Here is a 21,985-nt window from a genome sequence, read left to right as displayed (position 1 = left end):
TAAAGCAGCCTGCTGCTTTATTGAATACATCAACCGAACAGCTGCGTCTGGAGTGCAATGAGGGATGTTTTATGCGAGAAAAGTCGTCCGTCGACAGCCTGTTTTTAACGCGTGCCGGTTTTGTTGAGTTCTTTGTTGTTTTCGTCAAATTCATACATGGTCTGAGCGCCATTCTGCCCCCGTTGGTGCTGGTGGTTTTCATCGACCCGATGGACCCGGAGCTACGTAGTCATTTCCTCGGCCTGCTGGTATTTTTCGCGGTCCTGACGATCATTCTGTTCCAGGCTCTGGGCATCTATTCCGAAGAATTGTTCAGTAACCGGCTGCGCCTGAAAACCAAGGTCAAGGCGTGGTCCGCGGCGTTTTGCATCCTGCTGTTCATGTACCAGATCCTGCAGTTTTTCCCGCAGTTGACCCCGCGCAACCTGGCCGCGTGGTACGTCGCCAGCCTGTGCCTGTTCTGCCTGGAACGCCTGCTGATGCTGCGCCTCTACCGCAACCTGATGCGCAAGGGCAAATATCTGCAACGCACGGTGATCCTGGGTTTTACCGACACCGCCGTGCACGTCGCCGACCACCTGCAACGCAATGGCGATATCCGTTCCGGACTGGTCGGTTTTATCGACGATCGCACCGAACGCATCCCCAAGGAATTGAGCAAGCTGCCCTTGTTGGGCAACACCCGCGACCTGGAAAAACTGATCCGCGCCGAACAGGTCAACCAAGTGATGATCTGCCTGCCGTGGGCCGCCGAGCAGCGCATCCACGGGTTGGTCAACCGCCTGCGGCAGATGTCGGTGAACGTGATGCTGGTGCCCGACATGGCGGCCCTGCGCTACGGCCACAGCAAAATCACCGACGTCGGCGGCATCCTGATGTTCAACACCTCGCAACTGCCGCTGCGTGGCTGGTCGCCGGTGATCAAGCGCCTGGAGGATTGCTTTCTCGCCAGCCTGGCGCTGGTGTGTCTGTCGCCGGTGATGGTGGCCACAGCGATTGCGATCAAGCTCGACTCCAAGGGGCCGGTGCTGTTCCGCCAGAACCGCTACGGTTACAACGACAACGAAATCCGCGTGTTCAAGTTCCGCTCGATGTACACCGACCAGAGCGATTTCACCGCCGAACGCCAGACCACCCGCCAGGACCCACGTATCACCCGCGTGGGCCGCATCATCCGCAAGACCAGCATCGACGAGCTGCCGCAACTGTTCAACGTGCTGCTGGGCAACATGTCGATGGTCGGCCCGCGCCCCCATGCCACCGCGACCAAGGCCGCCGGTGTTCCGTTTGAAGTGGCAGTGAGTGAGTACAGCTCGCGCCACCGCGTGAAGCCCGGCATCACCGGTTGGGCGCAGATCAATGGCTACCGAGGTGAGACCGACACCCTGTTCAAAATCCAGAAACGTGTCGAGTACGACCTGGAGTACATCTCCAAGTGGTCGGTGTGGTTTGACCTGTACATCGTTTTCATGACGGTCCCGGCCGTCCTTTCCACCAAGGAAGTCTATTGATGAATACCCTCAACGGATTGATTCCCTGCATCGTTTCCGGTGGTTCGGGCACCCGGCTGTGGCCGGTGTCGCGGCAGAACATGCCCAAACCCTTCATGCGCATGCGTGACGGCCAGAGCCTGCTGCAAAAAACCTTCCAGCGCGCCGCCAAACTGCCTGGGGTGCAAAGCGTACTGACAGTGACCAACCGCGACCTGCTGTTTCGCACCCTCGATGACTACCGGTCGGTCAACAACGCCCGCCTGCCTCTGGACTTGCTGCTGGAACCGTTCGGCCGCAATACGGCGGCGGCCATCGCAGTGGCAGCGTTGCATGTGCAGGAACACTTCGGCGGCGATGCGCAATTGCTGGTAATGCCTGCCGACCATCTGATTCTCAATGAAGTCGCGTTCGCCGACGCCGTGACCCAGGCCCGGGACCTTGCCGAAGCCGGCTACCTAGTGACCTTCGGCATCCAGCCCGACCATCCGGAAACCGGTTTTGGCTACATCGAACAAGGTGAAAAACTGCGCCACGGCAACCGGGTCAAACGCTTCGTCGAGAAACCCGACCTGGCGACCGCCCAAGGCTACCTCGACGGCGGCAAGCACTTGTGGAATGCCGGCATGTTCTGCTTCAAGGCCAGCACCCTGGTGGACGAACTGGCCGCCCATGCCCCGGCCGTGCTGGAAGCCGCACGCGCCGCGCTGGAACACAGCCAGAGCCTGCAAAACAACACCTCGCGCCAGCGTGAACTGGACGCCGACGCCTTCGGCAGCGCGCCGGACATTTCCATCGATGTAGCACTGATGGAAAAGTCCGACCAAGTGGCCGTGGTGCCCTGTGACATTGGCTGGAGCGATATCGGCTCGTGGGAAGCCCTGCGCCAGCTCACCCCCAGCGACGCCCATGGCAACCAGGTCAATGGCGAAGCGATTTTGCATGACGTGCACAACTGCTACATCGACTCACCCAAGCGCGTATTGGGCGCCGTGGGCGTGCGCGACCTGATCATCGTCGACACCCCCGACGCGCTGCTGATCGCCGATGCCCAACGCAGCCAGGATGTGCGCTACATCGTCGCCGAGCTCAAGCGCCAGAACCATCCGGCGTACAGCCTGCACCGCACCGTCACCCGGCCGTGGGGCACCTACACCGTGCTGGAGGAAAGCAGCCGCTTCAAGATCAAGCGCATCGTGGTCAAGCCCCAGGCATCGCTGTCATTGCAGATGCACCACCACCGCAGCGAGCACTGGGTGGTGGTCAGCGGCGCGGCGCAGATCACCAACGGCGAACGGGAATTCCTGATCAACGCCAACGAGTCCACCTACATCCCGGCCGGGCACAAACACCGGCTGACCAACCCCGGCATCATCGACCTGGTGATGATCGAGGTGCAGAGCGGCGAGTACCTGGGCGAAGACGACATCGTGCGCTTCGACGACATCTACGGCCGTGCGCCCGCCGACGTGAAAAAATGATATGCGCACGTCCCTGATCATCCCGACCCGTAACGCCTCCAGCCACCTGGCACGCCTGCTGCCGGCGCTGAAAATGCAAACCCTGCAGCCGGACGAGATGCTGGTGGTGGACAGCGCCTCCAGCGATGACACCGTGGCGCGTTTTCGCGAGTTCGGCGCTCGGGTCGAAGTGATCGACGCCCGTGACTTCAACCACGGCGGCACCCGCCGCTGGGCCAGCGAGCAGGTGGGTGGCGATGCGTTGATCGTGATGACCCAGGACGCCATTCCCGCCACGCCCGAGACCTTCGCCAACCTGCTCGCCGAGTTGCAGCAGGACCCGCTCAACGGCGTCGCCTACGGACGCCAACTGCCCCACCCCAACGCGGGGGTGCTGGGCGCGCAATCGCGGCACTTCAACTACCCCGAGCACAGCCGCAGTAAAAGCCTGGCCGATGCACCCACGCTGGGGATCAAGACCTGCTTCAGCTCCGACTCGTTTTCCGTGTACCGGCGCAGTGCATTGCACGCGGTGGGAGGTTTCCCCGTCGACGTGATCGGCAGCGAAGACGCCTACGTCGCTGCGCGCATGCTGCTCGACGGCTACAAGGTGCGCTACGCCGCCACGGCGCTGGTGCATCACTCACACGATTACAAACTCATGGACGAATTTCATCGCTACTTCGATATCGGCGTGTTCTATGGCCGCGAGCCGTGGATCAAACAGGCCTTTGGCGACGCGGGTGGCGAAGGCAAACGCTATGTACTGGCCGAACTCGCGGCCTTGCGCAAAGCCGGCGCCTTGCACCGCGTGCCGGAGGTGCTGGTACGCAGTGCGTTCAAGTTGCTCGGTTATCGCCTGGGCCATCTTGAGCGTCGCCTGCCTCTCGCCCTCAAGCGGCGCATCAGCATGTTTCCCGGTTATTGGAGGTGAGCATCATGACCCACAGGAAGTCCCCCTTGATGAAACGAACCCTGCTCGTCGTGGCCATGATGGCTCTGGCCGCCTGCAATACGCCGGCGCGCATCGTGCCGCCCGACAGCAAGACCGTCGAGGAAGGCAAGCGCGCCCTCGAACAACTGGCCCAGCTGCCGCCGGCGGTGGAACGCATCCGTATCGGCGACCAGTTGCGCATCGTGCGCGATGCCGGCGAGATGCCGACGCTGTCGGCGTTCAACGTCAGCACGATCTACGAGTTGACGCTGTACACCGTGCAGACCGACGGCAAGATCAACTACCCATTCCTGGGCCCGATCCAGGTTGCCGGGCGCCAGCCCTCGGAGCTGGCGACAGAGCTGACCGGCAAGCTTGCGCAGACGTACCGCGAGCCACGTGTGACGGTGAACATCAACCAGGCGCCCGGCAACACGGTGATTGTCGGCGGCGCGGTGAATAACCCGACGGCGGTGCAGATCGCCACGGCCAACACCTTGGAACAGGCGATTGTCGGTGCCGGCGGGGTGAGCCCGGCGGGCAACGCCAGCATGGTTGCGCTGCTGCGCGAAGACGCCCAGGGCGCCTATCGCGCCTATTTTCTGGACTTCAGCCAACTGCTCAGGACCGGCCCCAACGGGCGCAAACCGGTGCACCTGCAACGCGGTGATGTGGTGTTCGTGCCCAAATCCAACGTGGGCGAGCGCATTCAGGGAGTCGATACCTACATGAACCAACTGATCCCGTTCACCAAGTCCATTGGGGTTGGCTACAACTACACGCGCACCAGCGGCGGCAACAACTAAAGGAGCGACATCCCATGATCGAGATCCGTTCTTTTCGTGATCTGCTACGCCTGTTCTTCATCTTCCGGCACGAGTTCAAGCTGGCCGCCATTGCCGCGTTGGTGATCATACTGCTGGGGGCTTTCCTGCTGCCGGCCAAGTACGAATCCACCGCTCGACTGCTGGTGAAACCGGGGCGCGATTCGACCCTGCCCATTGAGATCAGTAACCGCCAGGCACTGGTAATGCCCAGCACCCAGCGCGACCCGATTGTCGATGAAGAGCGGCTGCTGACCGGGCGCCCTATCGTGAGGGCCGTGGCCGAGCACTACCTGGAAGCGATTGCCAATCAGCCGCCGCCCGAGGGCTTCTTGAAGCGCACCAAGTACTACGTCAAAAGTGCGGTCGACGGCGTCTTCGACGGCCTGCGCGTGGTCCTGGAAACGGTGGGCATCGTCGAAAAAACCACGCCGGTCGAACGCCTGGCTGCCAGCCTGGAGAAGAACTTCGACGTGAGCCATGCCGCGGGCTCCACGGTGATGGACATCAGCTTCACCTGGGGTGACCCGCAAATCGCCCAGGCGGTGGTCAAGGACTGGGTCGAGACCTACATCAACGAACGCACCCAGGCACTGGGGCGCAAGAGCCTGTATGTCTTCTATGAAGGCCAGGTGTCCACCAGCGCCACCGAGATCAAGAGCCTCAAGGAGCAGATTCTCAAACACCTCAATGAGATCGGCGCAGCCAGCATCACTGATCGCCTGGAGGACTTGTCCGAGCGCATCAATGTGTTGCGCGGCGAGACGTTCAATACTTCGCGCCTGATCGCGTCTTCCGACAGCGCCATCGGGAGCACCCGCACCCAGCTCAAGACGCAGCCCAAAGAAGTGACCACGGTGCGCCAGATCGCACTCAATCCGCAGCAGCAAGACTTGCGTCGCCTGCTCAACCAGAAGCTGCTGGAAAAGGCCGACATGCTGCGCACCTACACGGATAACGCGCCGCCGGTCAAAGCCCTGGATGCGTCGATCCGCGCGATGCAGGCCCACGTCGCCAGTGAAAGCAACACCGTGCAGAGCTCGGAAAACCGTGCGCCCAACACCCTGGAAATCCACTTGCAGCGGGTGCTGCTGGATGAAACGAGCAACAACCTGGCACTGCGCACCCAACTGCTCCAGCAGCAAAAGCAACTGAGCAACCTGGAAGCCCAACGCAAGCAAGCCCTGGAGATTGAACCGGAGTTGACCCGCCTGGGCCGCGAGCTGAGCACCGCCGAACGCAACTACGCGCTGTACGTGGACAACCTGGAAAAGTCGCGCATCGACCGTGAACTGGATAACAGCCAAATCAGCAACATCGCGGTGATCGAAGAGGCCACCCTGAACCCCGGTCGCATCTTCCCGAAAACCCTGATGATGCTGCTGTTGGCGATTCCGTTTGCCATCGTCGTGGGCCTGTTGGTGATCTACCTGTGCTACCTGCTCGACCAGCGCATCCACGACGGCGGTTTGGTGGAACGCAAGTTCGGCCTGCCGCTGTGGACCACCCTGCCGGAGCTGGACACCAGCACCGCCCAAGGCACCAACGCGTTCAACGCGAGCATCTACCGCCTGTACGGCTTGCTGCAGTTGGAGCGGATTGCCGAGCAAGGCATGACGCTGGGGCTGACCTCGGCGCGCCATGGCGAAGGGGTGACATTTGTGGTGGAACACCTGCGTAGGTTGCTTGAGGAAAACGGCATCACCGTGCGTGTCGGCGGGGCTGAACCCGCCCAGCCGGGCGAAGTGGTGCTGCTGGACGCGTCCGCACTGCTGGATAACCGCGATGCGTTTATCAACCTGCGCCGCGCCGACCTGATCGCCCTGGTGGTGGAAGCGAATACCAGCACAGTGCCCGTGGTCGAGCACGCGCTGTCGATCCTCAATACGGCGTTCGGCAAGGTGGACGGCATCATCATCAACCGGCGTAAGTTCGAAGTGCCGGCCAAAGTGCTCAAGACCATCGCCAAGTACCAGAGGGTGTTCTGATGCGCATCGCCCTGCTCGCCCCATTGCCGCCGGAAAAAAACGGGATCGCCGACTACGCGAACCATTTCCGCACGGCTTTGGAACACCTGGGTGTGACGGTGCTGACGCCGTTGACCTGTGTGGCGGGCAACAGCGAGGCGATCAAGCAGGCCATCGCTGCGTTCGACTGGCAGAGCGTGGACCTAGTCCACGCCGAGTTGGGCGGCGGGCGCCTGGGGGAGTTTCTGGCCCTGCGTGAACTGCGCAAGGCCCACCCGGCCTTGCCCTTGACCGCCACCGTGCATGACCCGGAACGGATCGTGTGGCGGCGCGAGCAGTTGCCGTTTCCGTTGAACCTGCTGGAGCGCTTGCCCAGCCCGCTGCCCCAAGCGGCGGTGGTGCTGGCCGACCCGCTGACCCTGCGTGAAGAGCGCCAGGTCGCAAAAGGCCTGACACGGCTGATCACCCTCACCCGCCTGGGCGCCGAATGCCTGAGCCAGCGCATGCAATTGCCGGCGGGCAAAGTGGCGGTGATCAACCACGCCAACCTGGCCATCCCACCCGTGCCGCTGCCGCCGCTGGACACGTTGCACCTGCTGTACTTCGGTTTTATCTACCGGGGCAAAGGCATCGAGGACCTGTTGCAGGCCCTGGCTGCTGTGTTCAAACAAGCCCCCGAACGGCGTGACCGTGTGCGCCTGACCCTGGCCGGTGGTACTGCTGCCGAAATGGCGTTCGGCGCAGGCGGCAATTACCTGGAACAGTTGAACAGCCAGATCGCCGACCTCGGCCTGACGGATGCCATCGACTGGCGACTGAACCTGCCGGCCGACGAGATCGCCCAGACTATCCAGGCGCACCATGTGATGGTGCTGCCGTACCGTGAATCAAAAAAACTCGGCCTGCTCGGGCGCCAACGCGGCACCAGCGGCGCGTTGTCCTGGGCAGCGGCGTGCGGTCGTGGTGCGATTACCTCGGATGCCCGTGCGTTTGCCGAAGAAGTCGCCAGCGGCAACGGCGCCATCTACCCCGAAGGCGACGTGGCCGCACTCAGCGAGCAACTGCTGCGCCTGGCGCGCACACCGCTGCTGGCCCGGGACTGGGCCGAGCGCGCCGGCGAAATCGGCCGCGAGCGCTTGTGGCCATTGACCGCGCTGAAATTCAAGACACTGTTTGAGCAGGCCATCGAGGGCACCCGCCATGGCACGTAAACACACCTACTTTGCCACCTTGGCCGTGGTCGCCGCCCTGGGTCTGACCGCGTTTTTGTGGGGGCGCCAGGCGGACGCCGAAAATCATGTGCTCAAGGGCAACAAAGAGGTGGTGTGGAAGGATTTTCTGGGAGTGAACGCGCAGTTCCTGTGGTTCAGCCCCGAGCGTTACCAGAAGCAGATCGACCGTCTCAAGGCGCTGGGCTTGGAGTGGGTGCGCCTGGACCTGCATTGGGATCAGTTGGAACCCGTCGAAGGCCAGTACCAAGTGGCAACCCTGGATCAACTGGTGGGCAAGCTGCAGGACAACCAACTCAAGTCGGTGTTCTACCTGGTCGGTTCGGCACCGTTCGCCACGACCGCACCGGTGGGTGCGCCGTATCAGGACCAGTACCCGCCGAAAGACCCGAACGTATTCGCCAACCGCATGGCATTGCTGGCCCAGCGCTACCCCAGCGTCGACGCCTGGCAAGTGTGGAATGAACCGAACCTGCTGGGCTTCTGGCGCCCGGTGGCCGATCCGGCCGGCTACGCCACGCTGCTGACCAGCACCGCCGCCGCGCTACGGGCCATGAGCCCGAGCAAACCGGTGGTCGCTGCCGGTATGGCGTTCTTCAGCGAAATGCCCAACGGCCAGACCATGTTGGACGCCCTCGGCGCACTCGGTGTGGCCAGCCTGAACACTGTTATCTCCTACCATCCCTACACCCAATTGCCCGAAGGCAACGACCCGGCCAACCTGGACTTTATCGCCAAGACCAGCGCGCTCAACCAGGCGCTGCGCAACGCCGGCGTGCAGACCCTTTGGAGCACCGAGTGGGGCTGGTCGACCTACACCGGTCCCAAGGACGCCCAGGACATCATCACCCCACAGGCCCAGGCCGATTACGTGGTGCGTCGCCTGGCACTGATGAGCGCGCTGGATTACGACAGGATCTTCCTGTTCACCTTGAGCGATCTGGACCAGCGCGCCAGCGTGCGTGATCAGTCCTACGGTTTGCTGGACATCGACGCCAACCCCAAGCCGGTCTACAGCGCGCTGAAAAACTTCCTCGACGTCAGCGGGCCAAAGCTCACCCCCGGCGATCCGCCCAGCGCCGACCAGTTGCCCGACGGCCTGTTCAGCATCGGCTGGACTCGCACCGACGGGCGCAAGTTGTGGTTTTTCTGGTCGGCCGAGGGCGGCAACGCCCACTTGCCCGGCTTGGCCAGCGCCACCCTGTATGACCCGCTGCGTGGCACGCAAACCCCGGTGAGCGGCACCCACGGGCTGACCGTCACGGTCAAGCCGAACCTGCAAATTCTGTTATGGGAGTGAGGCCTGCCATGCGCATTCTATGGATCCTGCCCTACTCGCCCTCGCCCGCCACCAGCGGCGGCAAGACGCGCCAGTTCCATCTGCTGCGCAGCCTGGCGGCGCGTGGGCACCGGATCACCTTGTTGCTGCATGACAAGCACCCGGTGTCGCTCACCGACCGCCAGGTGCTGGAAGCGTTTGTCGAACAGTTGATCATCCTGCCGCGCCGCCCGTTACGCAGCTTCACGACCCTGGTGGCCGGGCTGTTGGCGCCCTACCCGCTGCTGGCCAGCGTGAATGGCTTGTCGGGCGAGTTGCAGGACACCTTCAATTGGTTGCTGGGTGAGCCGTGGGACGTGGTGCAGATCGAGCACAGCTACAGCTTCCAGCCTTACGAAGATGCCCTGGCGCGTAGATCCCAGCCGTTTGTGCTGACCGAACATAATGTTGAGTCTGCCCTCGGCGCGGCCACTTACGACCGTTTGCCGCGCTGGGCGCTGCCCTTCATTCGCTACGATCAATGGCGCTATGCGCGCTGGGAACGCCGAGTGATGCGCCAGGCCGCGCAGGTGGTGGCCGTCACCGACAGCGACGCGAAGACCCTGGAAAAAATAGCCGGCAAACCGGTGCCCGTGGTGGTCAATGGCGTGGACTGCGATCACTTCGCCGGCGCCCATCCCGACCCGTCGACCCGCCGTGTGCTGTTCCTCGGCAACTATGAATACGCGCCGAACGTGGACGCCATCGAGTGGGCCCTGGATGAGATCCTGCCCAAGGTCTGGGTGCGCTGCCCGGACGCGCGCATGAGCGTGTGCGGTTTTGGCATGCCGGACAGTTGGCGCGAGCGCTGGAAAGACCCGCGCATCGAATGGCAAGGCTTTGTGCCCAACCTGCTGAATCTGCAATCGAGCTGCTCGGTGTTTCTGGCGCCGTTGCGCCACGGCGGCGGTTCGAAACTCAAGGTGCTCGAAGCCCTGGCCGCCGGCCTGCCGCTGGCAAGCACCGAGCAAGGCGTCTCCGGGCTGGACCTGGTGGAAGGCCTGGACTACCTCGGCGGACAAAGCGCCACCGAGCTGGCCGATGCGGTGGTGCGCCTGCTGCAGTTTCCCGGCGCCGCCACCCCCATGGGGGAATCGGGCCGCGCCTATGTGCGTCGCGCCCATGACTGGAGCGTCGCCGCCAGCCAGCTGGAGCAGGTCTACGCCACCCTCGTGCCGCAAAACCAAAAGGAGCCGGCATGCGTGTAGGCCTGGATTACCGCACCGTCGGCACCTCGCCGCAATCGGGCATCAGCCGCCAGGTGTATGCGCTGGAAAGTGCGCTGCACACCCTGCCGGGCACCGAGGTCGAGCGCTTTACCGTGGCGCCTTTGGGCGATGAAACCCGGTTGTGGGCCCATTGTCCGCCCTGGGGCTGCGCCAAGACGGCCATGCATCAGCCGCAGAATCGCCTGCGTTTCGAGGCGGGTTTCCTGCCGCGGGCCTTGCGCGAACAGCATATCGATCTGTACATCAGCACCTTCAATATGGGCTTGCCGCTGCCACCCAAACCGCCGGGGTTGCGCACCGTCGTGCTGTTGCATGATCTGTTTCAGATCACCCTGGACAACTACCACGCCAACCGGATGAAGGCGTTGATCTACAAGACCAGCGATCGCCTGTCGATTGCCTACGCGGTACACAGCGCCGACCGCGTATGGACGCCGTCGCAGTACAGCGCCGATGAAACCGCGCGGCTGTTTCCCAAGGCGGCGGGCAAGATTCGCGTACTGCCCAACCAGGTCGACGGGTTCTCTGCGCTGGCCGCCGACCTCAGCGCACGCCAGTTGCCAGCGCGTTACTGGTTGCTGGTGGGCACCCGCGAGTTGCGCAAGAACGTGCCGTTCCTGGTGGACGCCTGGCAGCAAGCACGCAGCCAATCATCCGCCGTGCCGGAGCTGGTCCTGGTAGGCAGCCTCGATCATTTGCCCGAAGCCCAACGCGCGCTGCCGGGCATTCGCGCCTTGAGCGGTGTGTCGGATGCAGAGTTGCACGCGCTGTACCGCCAGGCCTCGCGCCTGTGGCAACCCTCCTATGCCGAAGGGTTTGGCCTGCCGGTGATCGAAGCGCTGAGCGTCGGCACCCCCGTCGCGGTGGCCAGCGGTACGTCACTGGATGAAATCACCCCGCCCTCGGCCCCGCGCTTTTCGCCCACCGATGGCCCGGCGCTGGTGCACTTGATGGTCGGCCTGGGTGAGCAGGCCGACGAAGAATCCCCCGAGCAACGGCGCCAATGGGCGCAGCGCTTCAACCACCAAGCCTACCGTCGGCGCCTGGCCGAACTGATCGAGGAACTGACGTGAGAGACAATCTGGCAAGCCTCGTCGCGATCCTCTTCGGCCTGCTGTTTGGCGCCCTGGCCCTGCTGCTGTCGCCGGCCAAGGCGTTTGTGGCCGTGGCTGGCCTGGCGGCGGCGGTGACCATCCTGCGCTTTCCGTTCTGGGGCCTGTTGTTGTTTGCCGCCGTGGCGACGTTCATGCCGTACTCGACGGTCAACCTGGGCATTCGTACCACGGTGAGCGAGGCGATTCTGGCCCTGACCTGGGGCGCGATCCTGTGGCACAGCTTCCTCTCGCGCCTGCCCCAGGCGCCCAGCCTGGTCCGACGTCCCACCGATCAGATGCTGCTGTGGTTGATGCTGTTCAGCGTGTTCCCCTTCATCGTCGGGCAGGTCATCACCCAGGCCGACAGCAGCAGTGGCCTGGCCAACTGGCTGCGCTGGTTGCTGAACCTGTCGGGGGTGTTCCTCGCCGCTAAATTGCTGGTGGACCAGAAGCGCCGCGAGTCCCTGGTGATCGCCCTGTTGCTCGGCACCCTGGCGATGCTGGTGCTGTCCATCGCAGTGTTCGTAAGTACGCGCTCAGGGGCCGGGATCGCGCCCATCCTGGGGCTGTTCAACTACGCCAACTTCGACACGCTCAAATTTGGTCTGGAGGCCATGTCTTCGCGCATGGGCTCGCCGTGGACTCACCCGAATGCCATCGGCGGGATCATGGCGTTGCTGCTGCCACTGGCCTTCTGTTTCGGCATGACCGAGCAAGGCTGGAAACGCGCACTGGGCCTGGGCGTGGCCTGCTTGGGAGCGGCCGCGCTGCTGTTGGCCAGTAGCCGTGGCGCGATGGTCAGCCTGGCGCTGGTGCTGATGTGGATGGCCACGCGGCGCGTGCCGTACACCGGTCGCCTGTTGATGATCGGCGCGGCGCTGACGGTGGCGCTGGTGATGGCTTATCCGCCGTTGCAGGATCGTCTGGCGACGATTTTTTCCTCGGACAACGCCAGTACCGAAGTGCGTTTTGACGAGTACCGCATGTTCCCTCAAGCCGTGGCGGCGTACCCGTTGGGCATCGGTTTCAAGGTCGACCCGCCGGTGCCGGGCACTCACCTGCTGGGCATCTCCAACCTGTGGCTGAACTACATCTACAAGATCGGCCTCGTCGGCATGCTGCTGTTTGTGGCAGTGACCGTGCGCTGGTGGCGTGAAGCCCGCCCGGAGAAAGGCCCCATCCGCCTGACCAAGGACAACGCCCTGTGGCTGGGCACCACGGCGGGGATTCTGGCGGCGCTGGTGAGCGGCTTGTTTGACCACTACTTCAGTTTTGCAGTGGTGATGGTGGCGCTGTTCTGGCTGATGGTGGGCATCAACGTACTGGAAGCGCGGCGACTGTTTCCGGCGCGCCTGCCGCAGGTCAAAACGGTGGTCTATCGCAAACCGCTGCTCAACGGCGCACAGCCCTGATGCTCGGCTCCGCCGCATGGCTGACCCTGGTGACGTTGTTGGGCCTGTGCCTGGGGTTTGCACGTGAATGGTTGCTGGTGGCGGCCTGGGGCGCGGGAGAGCGCAGCGATGCGTTCCTGATTGCGCTGTTTTTGCCCGAGGCGCTGCGCATGTCATTGGCCGGCGGCGTGCTCAGTGCGGCGGCGTTGCCGTTGTACCTGGCGCGCAAGGACGGCGAACGGCTGGACTGGCTGGCGGTGTTGTTTCCGGCCTTGATGCTGATCGCCCTGGTCACCAGCCTGCTGCTGACGTTGTCGGCGCCGTGGCTGGTGCAAGTGCTCGGACCGGGCCTGGCCGACACTGCGACGGCGATGGCCAGCAGCAACCTGCAGATCGTCGCCTGGTGCGTACCGGGCTTGATGCTGCATGCGTTGTTCAGCATTCCGTTGCAGGCCAGCGAACGTTTTGTGCTGGCCGGGCTGGGCTCGTTGTTGTTCAACCTGCCACCCGTGACGTACCTCGCCCTCGCGGGCACCGCGACCCAACCTCACTCACTGGCCCTGGCGTGCCTCGCCGGGAGCCTGCTGATGCCGCTGGCGTTGCTGCCGTCGATGTGGCGCCAGGGCTGGCGGCCGTGGCGCTGGCAACTGACCTACGCGCCGCTTCGCGAGCTGGGCGAACGTATCGGTCCCTTGTTGATCAGCAACGGGGCCAGCCAGGGCTTGGCGCTGATCGAAAGACTCGTGGCCTCGCTGCTCGGCGAGGGCGCGGTGACGTGGGTCAACCTGGCCCGCAAGCTGATGAACCTGCCGCTGATTGCTCTGATGAGCCTCAACCAGGTGCTGCTGGGCATGATGAGCCGACGCCAGGGCGATGCGCGCCTGGCTCTGCTCAAGCGCGGCCTGGAAACCGCCAGCGTGCTGACCCTGCCCGCCGGCGTCGGGCTGGTCGCTGCGGCACCGAGCCTGGTGGCGCTGTTGTTGCCCCAACAATCGGCAGACTCGCCGTTGCCGCTGCTGCTGGCCTGGTTTGCCGTGCCGTTGGTGTTCGGCGCCTGGAACGCCTTGCTTGCGCGTTACGCCTACGCCGCCGGCGACACGCGCCAGCCGCTGCGTTGCGAATTGCTCGGCAGCCTGGTCAACGTGCTGCTGCTCGGCGTATTGCCGTTTGTGTTCGGCCTGGCCGGGATTCCACTGGCTGCGCTGGCGGGCGTGATGTGCACCGGGCTGCTGCTGATGCAGCGCCAGGCACTGCTCGGCGCCCTGCCCTGGGCACGGCACTGGCTGCTCAATACGCTGGCGCTGGGCGTGGCGGCACTGGTGTTGTTTCGTCTTGAAGGCGTGTGGCTGCAACTGGGAGTGGGCACACTGGCCGGCGCGGCGGTGTTGCTCGGGATGGGGCTGTGGCTCAAGCCATGGCGCAAGGCATGAAGGATCGACTGGGGAGACACCCATGAAACATCGCTGGATCCAGATGGATATCGCCAAAGGCATCGGCATCCTGGTGATCGTGTATGCCCACAGCTGGTTTGTTGCGACATCCCGGGAGCTGATGTATCCGATCCTCGCGTCGTTCGTGCTGCCGTTGTTCTTCTTTCTGTCCGGGGTGTTTTTCAAGCCAGAGCAGCCGTTTGTGGAAATGGCCGTGCGCAAGGCCGATGGCCTGCTCAAGCCTTTTTTCTTCACCATGCTGTTGTATGTGATCGTGCGCGATGTGTTGCGCGGCCAGCCGTTGCTGCCGGACATCGGCGGCGTGCTGTACGCCTCGGTGGACACCATCCCGTGGCAGGCGCTGTGGTTTTTGCCGCACTTCTGGGTGGCGATTCTGTTCAGTTGGCTGCTGTTGCGCCTGATCCAACGCCTGCCGCTCGCACTGAGTTGCCTGGTGATGCTGGTGCCGCTCCTGATTGGCATCTGGACGCTGCCGTGGTTCTGGCAATTGCCGGTAACCATCGGCGGCCACGCGTGGGTGTTGCCAGGGTTGCCGTTCAGCCTGGATATCACCCTGATCAGCAGCGCGTGTTTCGTCTACGGCTACTTGCTGCGCGACTGGCTGCGCACGCATGAGGGCTCCTTGCTGACCTTGCTGGTTTCCATCGGGTTGTTCGCTGCGGTGTTCCTCTATAGAGGCGATACCATGGACCTGGCGCAACGACGCTACGACCATTGGCTGTGGACCAGCCTGCTGGCGGTGATCGGCGTGTACCTGTGCTGGGCGTTGGCGCGGGTGCTGATGGTATCGGCACTGATCACCCGGGCTATGACCTATATCGGCCAGTCGACCCTGATCCTGTTGATCTTTCATGGCGAGATCCAACACAAGACCTTCGACCTGATGGAGCGTCTCGGGCTGCATGCATTTATCGCGGCCTGCATCGGTTTTGTCGTGGCCGTGGTGGTGCCGTTGTTGATCGGGGAAGTGATCAAGCGGGTAGCGTTCTTGCGGTTTTTCTACTTTCCGTTTCCGGTACGCAAAGCGCCTGGACAGCGCCGCTGAACCTATGTGGGAGCGAGCAGCGCCCACATAGGCCTGTGTTTCAATCGTCCAGTTGTTGCGGGGCGGGCTTGCTGCCCGGTTTGGCCGGTTTGGCGCCCTTGGCTGGCGCAGGTGGGGCCGGCTCGGGTTCTGCGGCGGCAGCGGCTTCTTTCTCCGCCATGGGCATCTGGTCGATGGTGCTGAAGAACTCCTTCAGGTCGAGGGTATCCGGTGGCACGGTTTTCTCGACTTTTTTCTCGCCGTCCTTGCCAATCAGGATCACCTTGGTGCCACTGCCCGCGCCCAGTTTGAGCGCACGGATCAGTGCGTTGGTTTCGGGCGGCGTGAGCTTTTTGTTGTCCTTGGGGTCTTTGGCGAACTTCTCGCCTTCGGCGCCGATACTGCCGAACTTCACGGTGTAGAACACCATGGCGCGCTCTTCAAAGGACTGCTTGGTGGCAGGTTCGTCCAGTTGTTTCTTGAGGGTCGCCAGCGTGGAGTTGCCTGAATCAAGCTCCACCACCACAAGCGGCCGGGCCTTGCCCAGGTCCTGCTTGAGCGGGTTGATATCATCAGCAGCCAACAGCGGCCCCGTAAAAGCCATCAAGGTAGCCAGGGTCAGCGACCGGATGAGCATGCGCACCTCCTTTGAATTCCATGCAGGGTTCTTGAGTTTCATGTCTGCGACAGTCAAATTCAAGGATGATTCCTACACGGCTTTAAGAAAGCGTAGGTCAGGGAGCCCGCTACGCAAGGGTTTGGCGCGAACATGCATGATTGTTTCCAGCCAGCGTTGCGGGTAGTCGATAATACCAATCGCCGAATAGCAATTGGCGGCGATGTACACCAGGCCCCTGATGACTTGCGCACGGTCGCCGCCCAGCAGCTGTGAGCCGGGAAACTCAAGGCCCAGGTGGATCAGGATCGCTGCACTTTCGGTCAGCACCTGGCCATCGGGCGTGACCAACGTAGGGATCTGCTTGAGCGGGTTGATGCGCGCCAGGGCATCGCTGCCCGCGCTTTCCTGCCACGAGCTGGCGTCCACCCGGTGCCACGGCACCGCGCAACGTTGCAAGGCAATCTCGATCATGCAGGAGCCGGATTCGTCAGTGCCGTAGAGTGTGTACATGGGCGTTTTCTCCTATCGCTGGGGATGCACCGTGGTTAAAGGTCAGAACAGCCCCATTTGTCCGCCGACCAAGGTGCTGAAATCGTCATTCACAAACGGCAGAATCGCGTCCGCCACCGGCTGCAACTGCCGGGTGACGTAGTGATCGTAGTCGATGGGGGCTTGGCGCACTTCCAGCGGCTCAGGGCCGTTGACACTGATCACATAGCTGATCCAACCGCCACGCTGGTACTGGCGCGGGCGCCCGAGGCGGTCGTTGTAGTCATCGGCCAGGCGCGCGGCGCGCACGTGGGGCGGCACATTGCGTTCGTAGTCATCCAACCGGCGGCGCAGGCGCTTGCGGTAGATCAGCAGTTCGTCGAATTCGCCGCTCAGGGTACGGCGCACGTAATCGCGGATGTAGTCTTGATGGGGCAGGCGGTGGAAGATGCGCTGGTAGAGTTCCTGCTGGAATTGCCGGGCCAGGGGCGACCAGTCGCTGCGCACGGTCTCCAGGCCTTTGTAGACCATGTCTTCGCGGCCATCGGCGCGGGTGACCAAGCCGGCGTAGCGTTTTTTGCTGCCCTCCTCCGCACCGCGAATGGTCGGCATGAGAAAGCGCGTGAAGTGGGTTTCGTATTGCAGTTCCAGGGCACTTTGCAGGCCGAATGCACTGTGCAGATGCTCGCGCCACCACGCATTGACGTGCTGCACCAATGCGTGGCCGATCCGGCTGGCATCCTCCTGGGAATGGGCCTTGCCGAGCCAGACGAAGGTGGAGTCGGTGTCGCCGTAGATCACCTCATAGCCTTGAGCCTCAACCAGCTCGCGGGTCTGGCGCATGATCTGGTGGCCGCGCATCGTGATCGACGAGGCCAGCCGGGTATCGAAAAAGCGGCAACCGCTGGAACCGAGCACGCCGTAGAACGCGTTCATGATGATTTTCAGGGCTTGGGACAGCGGCGCATTGTGTTCACGCTTGGCCACTTCGCGGCCCTCGGAGACACGGGCGACGATGGACGGCAGGCAATGACGCGTGCGGGAAAAACGCGCACCGCGAAAGCCTTCTACCGAGTCGCTGTCTTCCGGGTATTTGAGGCCTTCGATCAGGCCCACGGGGTCGATCAGAAAGCTGCGGATGATCGACGGGTAGAGGCTTTTGTAATCGAGTACCAGCACCGATTCGTAGAGGCCGGGACGCGAGTCCATGACAAAGCCGCCGGGGCTGGCCTGGGGCGGTTTGTCCCCCAGGTTGGGTGCGACGAAACCCTGGCGGTGCATCAGCGGCATGTACAGGTGGGTGAATGCAGCGACCGATCCGCCATTGCGGTCGGCCGGCAGCCCGGTGACGCTGGCCCGTTCGAGCAGGAACTTGAGCAGTTCGGTCTTCTCGAAAATCCGCGTGACCAGTTCGCAGTCCTTGAGGTTGTAGCGCGCCAGGGCAGGCTTGTCCTCGGCGAACATGCGGTTGATTTCGTCCATGCGCTGGTAGGGCGTGGAGATGTCCTTGCCTTCGCCCAGCAGGGTTTGCGCGACGTTTTCCAGGCTGAAGGATTCGAAGCTCCACGTGGCTGAGCGCAGGGCTTCGATCCCGTCGATGATCAGGCGCCCCGCCGCTGCGGCGAAGTAATGATTGCGGCTGCCGTGTTCGCGCCAGGCCATGGGTTCGTCGCCACGCCCGAGCATGAGCGGCACCTTGAGGCGTTGGGCATGCTCGTGGAGCACGCGCAGGTCGAACTGCACCACGTTCCAGCCGATGATCGCGTCTGGATCAAAGGTGGCGAGCCATTGGTTGAGGCGTTCGAGCAGTTGGGCGCGGGTGTCGCAGTAGTCGAGCTTGAAGTCGACTGAATCGGTTTTGTTCGGCGGGCCGAGCATGTAGACCTGGCGCTCACCGCAGCCTTCGAGGGCGATGGAATACAGGTCGCCCTGGGCGGTGGTCTCGATGTCCAGGGACACCAGTTTGAGCGGGGGGCGGTAATCGGGCGCGGGTTTCATCTGCGCGTCGCACAGCGCGCCCGTGGCGTCGGGCGTGCCGCCGAACCAGACGGGGGCGGTGATGAAGCGCTCCATCATATAGCGCTCAGGCGGGCGTACATCGGCTTCGTAGACATCGACGCCGGCCGCGCGCAGGCGTTTTTCCACATCCATCAGTTGGCGGTGCTGGCGGGTATACAGGCCCAGCACCGGACGGTGGTGGAAATCGCACAACTGCAGCGGGCGCAGTTCGATATCGCGCTCGCCCTTGAGCAGCCAATCAAGTGGCTTGCGGTGGGCTTCAGGGATAAACATCACCGAGGTCTGCACGGGTAGGCGGATAAACCTTGGCCCCTGGTCGGTGGCCAGCCAGAAACTCACCTCCGTGCCCGCCGGGGTATCGCGCCAATGCCGGGTCAGGACAAAACCCTGCTGTAAATCCACCGTACCGCACCTCAGGAATCGCTTTCAGGCGTTGATTCTACGCGGCATCGTGGCAAACGCCCCCATGAAAGCTGAAAGCGGCAAGCGCGGGCATCAGCAATGATGCCCGTTTGGTTCACGCCCGACGGGCTTTGTTCAGAAAGTCTTCGATATTACCCATTTGCTCGTCCCAGCCACGAGAGTTCATCTTGAAGGCCTTCTGGCGGCGGGCTTGGGGCACGTCGTCGAAGCCGGATTCGACCACCCGCAGCAGGATGCCCGGCGCGCGATCTTCAATGGTGAACTCCACCAGGGTGGGCGTTTCCTTGTCATAATCGACGCCCTTCTCCACCGCAAACGGATGCCACCAGAAGGAAAACAACGTCTGTGGCAGGATGCGTTCGATTTTGGCTTTCCAGACAACGTGCTCGTAACCTGGGTAGGTAATCTGGGCCTCGATGGTTTCTCCGGCCACAAAGACTTTGTCCTTAAGGGCGACGCCAAACCAATGACCGAATTGCTCGGCATTGGTCAGCGCGTCCCAGACCTGTTTGCGTGAAGCGTTGAGCAGGACCTTTCGCTCGATGCGATCTAATACGTGCATAAGTCACCTCCTCCATTGACAGTAGGCGACATCAAACAATGCGCAACCTGAGGTTGTAAGCAATGATGATGACCCCCTCCTTGAACCCGGCAATACGTTATGACTGAACCATTGAATGGAAGTTGCTTCTGCAAAGGTGTGCGCTATCAGGTGGACACATTGGATATGCCCATCAGCCACTGCCACTGTATAAGTTGCCGCAAAATACACGCGGCGGCGTTTGTCGCAACGGCCGGGGTGATGCGCGAGCATTTTCGCTGGACGCAGGGAGAGGAACTGCTCGTGGCCTTCCAATCGTCACCGGGTAAATTCAGACATTTCTGCAAGTGCTGCGGCTCACACCTGATGGCGGAACGCAGGCAGCAACCTCATGTCATTGTGCGAGTGGCGACGCTGGATGATGATCCGGGCGTCAGTCCTACCTCGCACATCTGGACGAGTCATGAAGTGCCCTGGCTTGCCTATGAGGACGTGGAGCACTGGGACGAGTGGAAGATATGACCTAGACGCGCGGATCGCCCGGTGCCTTGGCCGGCGTTGCATATTGCGGCTTCAGGTGACCTTCCTGGTCCAGCAACCAAGCATCCATGATCTGCCGCACCACCGGCCCCGCGACGCGACCACCCGCCTCGCCGTTTTCGATCATCACCGAAATTACGATTTTCGGATGTTCCGCAGGAGCAAAGCCGACAAACAAGGCGTTATCACGGTGGCGTTCCAGGGTTTTCTCGCGGTTGTAGCGTTCGCCCTGCTTGATCGCGACTACCTGGGCGGTGCCACTCTTGCCGGCGATGCGGTATTGCGCGCCTTGCGCAGCAGCCCGGGCGATACCGCGCGGATCGTGCATCACCAGTTGCATGCCGTGGTTGACCTGCTCCCAGTCACGCGGGTCTTTGAGCACAACGTTCGGCATGGGGTTTTCGTCAACGGGCGGTACGCCATTGATCGTCTTGGCCAGGTGCGGTCGGTTCCATACACCTTTGTTGGCGATCAGCGCAGTGGCCTGAGCCAGTTGCAGCGGCGTGACCTGCATGTAGCCCTGGCCGATGCCGAGGATCACGGTTTCGCCCGGAAACCAAGGCTGGCGGCGGGTTGCACGTTTCCAGGCCTGGGATGGCATCAGGCCGGCTGACTCTTCGAACATATCCAGGGAGACCTTCTGACCAAGGCCGAATTCCGCCAGATAGTCGTGCAGGCGGTCGATACCCAGCTTGTGGGCCAAATCGTAAAAGTAGGTGTCGTTGGAGCGCATGATGGCTGCGTCCATGTCCACCCAACCGTCGCCACTGTGGTTCCAGTTACGGTATTTATGGTCGAAGTCGGGCAGTTGGTAGTAACCGGGATCGAACACCCGGGTTTGAGCGGTGACTACGCCGCTGTCCAGACCGGCGATGGCCACTTCTGGCTTGATGGTCGAGCCCGGTGCATACAGGCCTCTAAGGACGCGGTTGAACAGCGGTCGGTCGATGGAGTCGTGCAGTGCAGCGTATTCCTTGAAGCTGATGCCGGTGACGAACAGGTTCGGGTCGAAACTCGGTTTGCTGACCATGGCCAGTACTTCGCCTGTCTGCGGGTCAAGGGCAACCACGGAACCACGGCGATCGCCAAGCGCCTCCTCTGCCGCTTCCTGGAGTTTAACGTCAAGGCTCAGGACGATACTTTTTCCAGGGATCGGATCGGTGTGCTTGAGCACTCGCAGCACACGGCCCTGAGCGTTGGTCTCGACTTCTTCATAGCCGACATGACCGTGCAACTCGGACTCGTAGAATCGCTCAATACCGGTCTTGCCGATGGATTGCGTGCCGCGGTACTCCACCGAGTCCAGGGCCTTGGATTCTTTCTCGTTGATGCGTCCCACATAGCCAATGGAGTGAGCGAAGTGCGCGCCTAGCGGATAGTGACGGACGAACTGCGGCTCTACGTCGACACCTGGCAGGCGAAACTCATTCACTGCCAGCAATGCGATCTGTTCTTCGGTCAACTCGTAAAACAATGTCACCGGGACAAAAGGATGACGTGCCTGCTTCAGGGCTTTGTCGAACAGTCCGCGGTCCTCGGCAGGCAGGTGCAGAAGGTTGACGATATCGTCCAATTCGCCCTTGAGGTCGGCGGTGCGCTCCCGGGTGATGGTCAGGTTGTAACTGGGGCGGTTGTCGGCGAGTACCACGCCGTTGCGGTCGTAGATTAGCCCACGCGTCGGCGTGATGGGCAGCACATGAACACGGTTGTTTTCAGAGATGGTGGAGTGATAGTCGAACTGCACGACCTGCAGGAAATACATACGCCCCACCAGGGCGCATGTAATGCCAATCACCAACAGCGCACAAGCGAGCAGGCGTTTATTGACCAGACGGTGCTCTTTTTCGTGATCTTTAATCGTTATAGGTTCAGGCATTGCTACCGCATCTCGTTGAAGAAGGTCGACGCCGCATCCTGCGATGAAAGATCAATCCTTGGGAAAA

Annotated in this window: 17 protein-coding genes and 1 pseudogene; 13 read left to right on the top strand and 5 right to left on the bottom strand. The window is 62.4% G+C overall.

The features are described from left to right. The first annotated feature begins 71 nt into the window (after nt 1–71). The 12 genes from DNK50_RS13250 to DNK50_RS13195 are packed head-to-tail and all read left to right on the top strand — an operon-like array spanning nt 72 to nt 15,432. Nucleotides 72–1,511, top strand: a complete 1,440-nt coding sequence (locus DNK50_RS13250; protein ID WP_099584848.1) for an undecaprenyl-phosphate glucose phosphotransferase — start codon at nt 72–74, stop codon at nt 1,509–1,511. Then, on the top strand, nt 1,511–2,971 hold the full coding sequence (locus DNK50_RS13245; protein ID WP_112194435.1) for a mannose-1-phosphate guanylyltransferase/mannose-6-phosphate isomerase: 1,461 nt from the start codon (nt 1,511–1,513) through the stop codon (nt 2,969–2,971). The genes DNK50_RS13250 and DNK50_RS13245 overlap by 1 nt, the downstream gene beginning before the upstream one ends. A gap of 1 nt (nt 2,972) precedes the next feature. Further along, nucleotides 2,973–3,884 carry a glycosyltransferase family 2 protein gene (locus DNK50_RS13240; protein ID WP_112194433.1) on the top strand — a complete coding sequence of 304 codons (912 nt, stop codon included), beginning with the start codon at nt 2,973–2,975 and terminating at the stop codon, nt 3,882–3,884. Nucleotides 3,885–3,913: 29 nt separating this feature from the next. Beyond that, entirely contained in the window at nt 3,914–4,690 is a 777-nt protein-coding gene (locus DNK50_RS13235; protein WP_099584845.1) for a polysaccharide biosynthesis/export family protein, read from the top strand. Nucleotides 4,691–4,704: 14 nt separating this feature from the next. Further along, nucleotides 4,705–6,696 carry an exopolysaccharide transport family protein gene (locus DNK50_RS13230; RefSeq protein WP_099584844.1) on the top strand — a complete coding sequence of 664 codons (1,992 nt, stop codon included), beginning with the start codon at nt 4,705–4,707 and terminating at the stop codon, nt 6,694–6,696. Next, the gene (locus tag DNK50_RS13225) at nt 6,696–7,886 is read left to right on the top strand and encodes a glycosyltransferase (RefSeq protein ID WP_112194431.1); all 1,191 of its coding nucleotides are present in this window, start codon (nt 6,696–6,698) and stop codon (nt 7,884–7,886) included. Before DNK50_RS13230 ends, DNK50_RS13225 begins: the two co-directional genes overlap by 1 nt. Beyond that, nucleotides 7,876–9,204, top strand: a complete 1,329-nt coding sequence (locus DNK50_RS13220) for a cellulase family glycosylhydrolase (protein WP_112194429.1) — start codon at nt 7,876–7,878, stop codon at nt 9,202–9,204. The genes DNK50_RS13225 and DNK50_RS13220 overlap by 11 nt, the downstream gene beginning before the upstream one ends. Before the next feature lie 8 nt (nt 9,205–9,212). Then, the gene (locus DNK50_RS13215; protein ID WP_099584841.1) at nt 9,213–10,430 is read left to right on the top strand and encodes a glycosyltransferase family 4 protein; all 1,218 of its coding nucleotides are present in this window, start codon (nt 9,213–9,215) and stop codon (nt 10,428–10,430) included. After that, nucleotides 10,421–11,524, top strand: coding sequence for a glycosyltransferase family 1 protein (locus DNK50_RS13210; protein WP_099584840.1), 1,104 nt, complete (start codon nt 10,421–10,423; stop codon nt 11,522–11,524). Before DNK50_RS13215 ends, DNK50_RS13210 begins: the two co-directional genes overlap by 10 nt. Next, nucleotides 11,521–12,957, top strand: a complete 1,437-nt coding sequence (locus DNK50_RS13205) for an O-antigen ligase (RefSeq protein WP_112194427.1) — start codon at nt 11,521–11,523, stop codon at nt 12,955–12,957. The genes DNK50_RS13210 and DNK50_RS13205 overlap by 4 nt, the downstream gene beginning before the upstream one ends. Beyond that, complete coding sequence (locus DNK50_RS13200; protein ID WP_112194425.1) at nt 12,957–14,366, top strand: lipid II flippase MurJ; 1,410 nt, start codon at nt 12,957–12,959, stop codon at nt 14,364–14,366. Before DNK50_RS13205 ends, DNK50_RS13200 begins: the two co-directional genes overlap by 1 nt. A 22-nt stretch (nt 14,367–14,388) precedes the next feature. Further along, a complete protein-coding gene (locus tag DNK50_RS13195) occupies nt 14,389–15,432 on the top strand; it encodes an acyltransferase family protein (protein WP_112194423.1) in 1,044 nt (347 codons plus the stop codon). 40 nt (nt 15,433–15,472) lie between these two features. On the opposite strand, the gene DNK50_RS13190 is transcribed toward DNK50_RS13195, so the two are convergent. The 4 genes and pseudogenes from DNK50_RS13190 to DNK50_RS13175 form a co-directional block, all read right to left on the bottom strand. Next, nucleotides 15,473–16,048: a DUF4174 domain-containing protein gene (locus DNK50_RS13190; protein WP_112194421.1), complete on the bottom strand. Its 576-nt coding sequence runs from the start codon at nt 16,046–16,048 to the stop codon at nt 15,473–15,475. Nucleotides 16,049–16,186: 138 nt separating this feature from the next. Then, nucleotides 16,187–16,540: pseudogene (locus DNK50_RS13185) on the bottom strand (glutathione S-transferase); the annotation flags it as partial. A gap of 42 nt (nt 16,541–16,582) precedes the next feature. After that, nucleotides 16,583–18,940, bottom strand: a complete 2,358-nt coding sequence (locus DNK50_RS13180) for a DNA polymerase II (protein WP_112194419.1) — start codon at nt 18,938–18,940, stop codon at nt 16,583–16,585. 115 nt (nt 18,941–19,055) lie between these two features. Beyond that, a complete protein-coding gene (locus tag DNK50_RS13175; RefSeq protein ID WP_112194417.1) occupies nt 19,056–19,523 on the bottom strand; it encodes an SRPBCC family protein in 468 nt (155 codons plus the stop codon). A 99-nt stretch (nt 19,524–19,622) separates the two neighbouring features. Between DNK50_RS13175 and DNK50_RS13170 the strand changes: the two genes are divergently transcribed. Continuing rightward, entirely contained in the window at nt 19,623–20,024 is a 402-nt protein-coding gene (locus tag DNK50_RS13170; RefSeq protein ID WP_099584832.1) for a GFA family protein, read from the top strand. A gap of 1 nt (nt 20,025) precedes the next feature. Here the strand turns inward: DNK50_RS13170 and mrdA are convergent, their stop codons facing one another. Beyond that, nucleotides 20,026–21,918 carry a penicillin-binding protein 2 gene (mrdA, locus tag DNK50_RS13165; RefSeq protein ID WP_099584831.1) on the bottom strand — a complete coding sequence of 631 codons (1,893 nt, stop codon included), beginning with the start codon at nt 21,916–21,918 and terminating at the stop codon, nt 20,026–20,028. Between the last annotated feature and the right edge of the window lie 67 nt (nt 21,919–21,985).

Origin of the sequence: Pseudomonas sp. LG1E9, assembly GCF_003290225.1 — a bacterium.
Classification (GTDB): domain Bacteria; phylum Pseudomonadota; class Gammaproteobacteria; order Pseudomonadales; family Pseudomonadaceae; genus Aquipseudomonas; species Aquipseudomonas cyclaminis.
Note: the sequence above shows the minus strand (reverse complement) of the source record. Positions and strands in the feature narration are given on the sequence as shown.

Bases quoted from the DNA above. Each gene is read 5' to 3' on its own strand.
- DNK50_RS13250 (WP_099584848.1), top strand. From the start codon at position 72: ATGCGAGAAAAGTCGTCCGTCGACAGCCTGTTTTTAACGCGTGCCGGT.
- DNK50_RS13245 (WP_112194435.1), top strand. From the start codon at position 1,511: ATGAATACCCTCAACGGATTGATTCCCTGCATCGTTTCCGGTGGTTCG.
- DNK50_RS13240 (WP_112194433.1), top strand. From the start codon at position 2,973: ATGCGCACGTCCCTGATCATCCCGACCCGTAACGCCTCCAGCCACCTG.
- DNK50_RS13235 (WP_099584845.1), top strand. From the start codon at position 3,914: ATGAAACGAACCCTGCTCGTCGTGGCCATGATGGCTCTGGCCGCCTGC.
- DNK50_RS13230 (WP_099584844.1), top strand. From the start codon at position 4,705: ATGATCGAGATCCGTTCTTTTCGTGATCTGCTACGCCTGTTCTTCATC.
- DNK50_RS13225 (WP_112194431.1), top strand. From the start codon at position 6,696: ATGCGCATCGCCCTGCTCGCCCCATTGCCGCCGGAAAAAAACGGGATC.
- DNK50_RS13220 (WP_112194429.1), top strand. From the start codon at position 7,876: ATGGCACGTAAACACACCTACTTTGCCACCTTGGCCGTGGTCGCCGCC.
- DNK50_RS13215 (WP_099584841.1), top strand. From the start codon at position 9,213: ATGCGCATTCTATGGATCCTGCCCTACTCGCCCTCGCCCGCCACCAGC.
- DNK50_RS13210 (WP_099584840.1), top strand. From the start codon at position 10,421: ATGCGTGTAGGCCTGGATTACCGCACCGTCGGCACCTCGCCGCAATCG.
- DNK50_RS13200 (WP_112194425.1), top strand. From the start codon at position 12,957: ATGCTCGGCTCCGCCGCATGGCTGACCCTGGTGACGTTGTTGGGCCTG.
- DNK50_RS13195 (WP_112194423.1), top strand. From the start codon at position 14,389: ATGAAACATCGCTGGATCCAGATGGATATCGCCAAAGGCATCGGCATC.
- DNK50_RS13190 (WP_112194421.1), bottom strand. From the start codon at position 16,048: ATGCTCATCCGGTCGCTGACCCTGGCTACCTTGATGGCTTTTACGGGG.
- DNK50_RS13175 (WP_112194417.1), bottom strand. From the start codon at position 19,523: ATGCACGTATTAGATCGCATCGAGCGAAAGGTCCTGCTCAACGCTTCA.
- DNK50_RS13170 (WP_099584832.1), top strand. From the start codon at position 19,623: ATGACTGAACCATTGAATGGAAGTTGCTTCTGCAAAGGTGTGCGCTAT.
- mrdA (WP_099584831.1), bottom strand. From the start codon at position 21,918: ATGCCTGAACCTATAACGATTAAAGATCACGAAAAAGAGCACCGTCTG.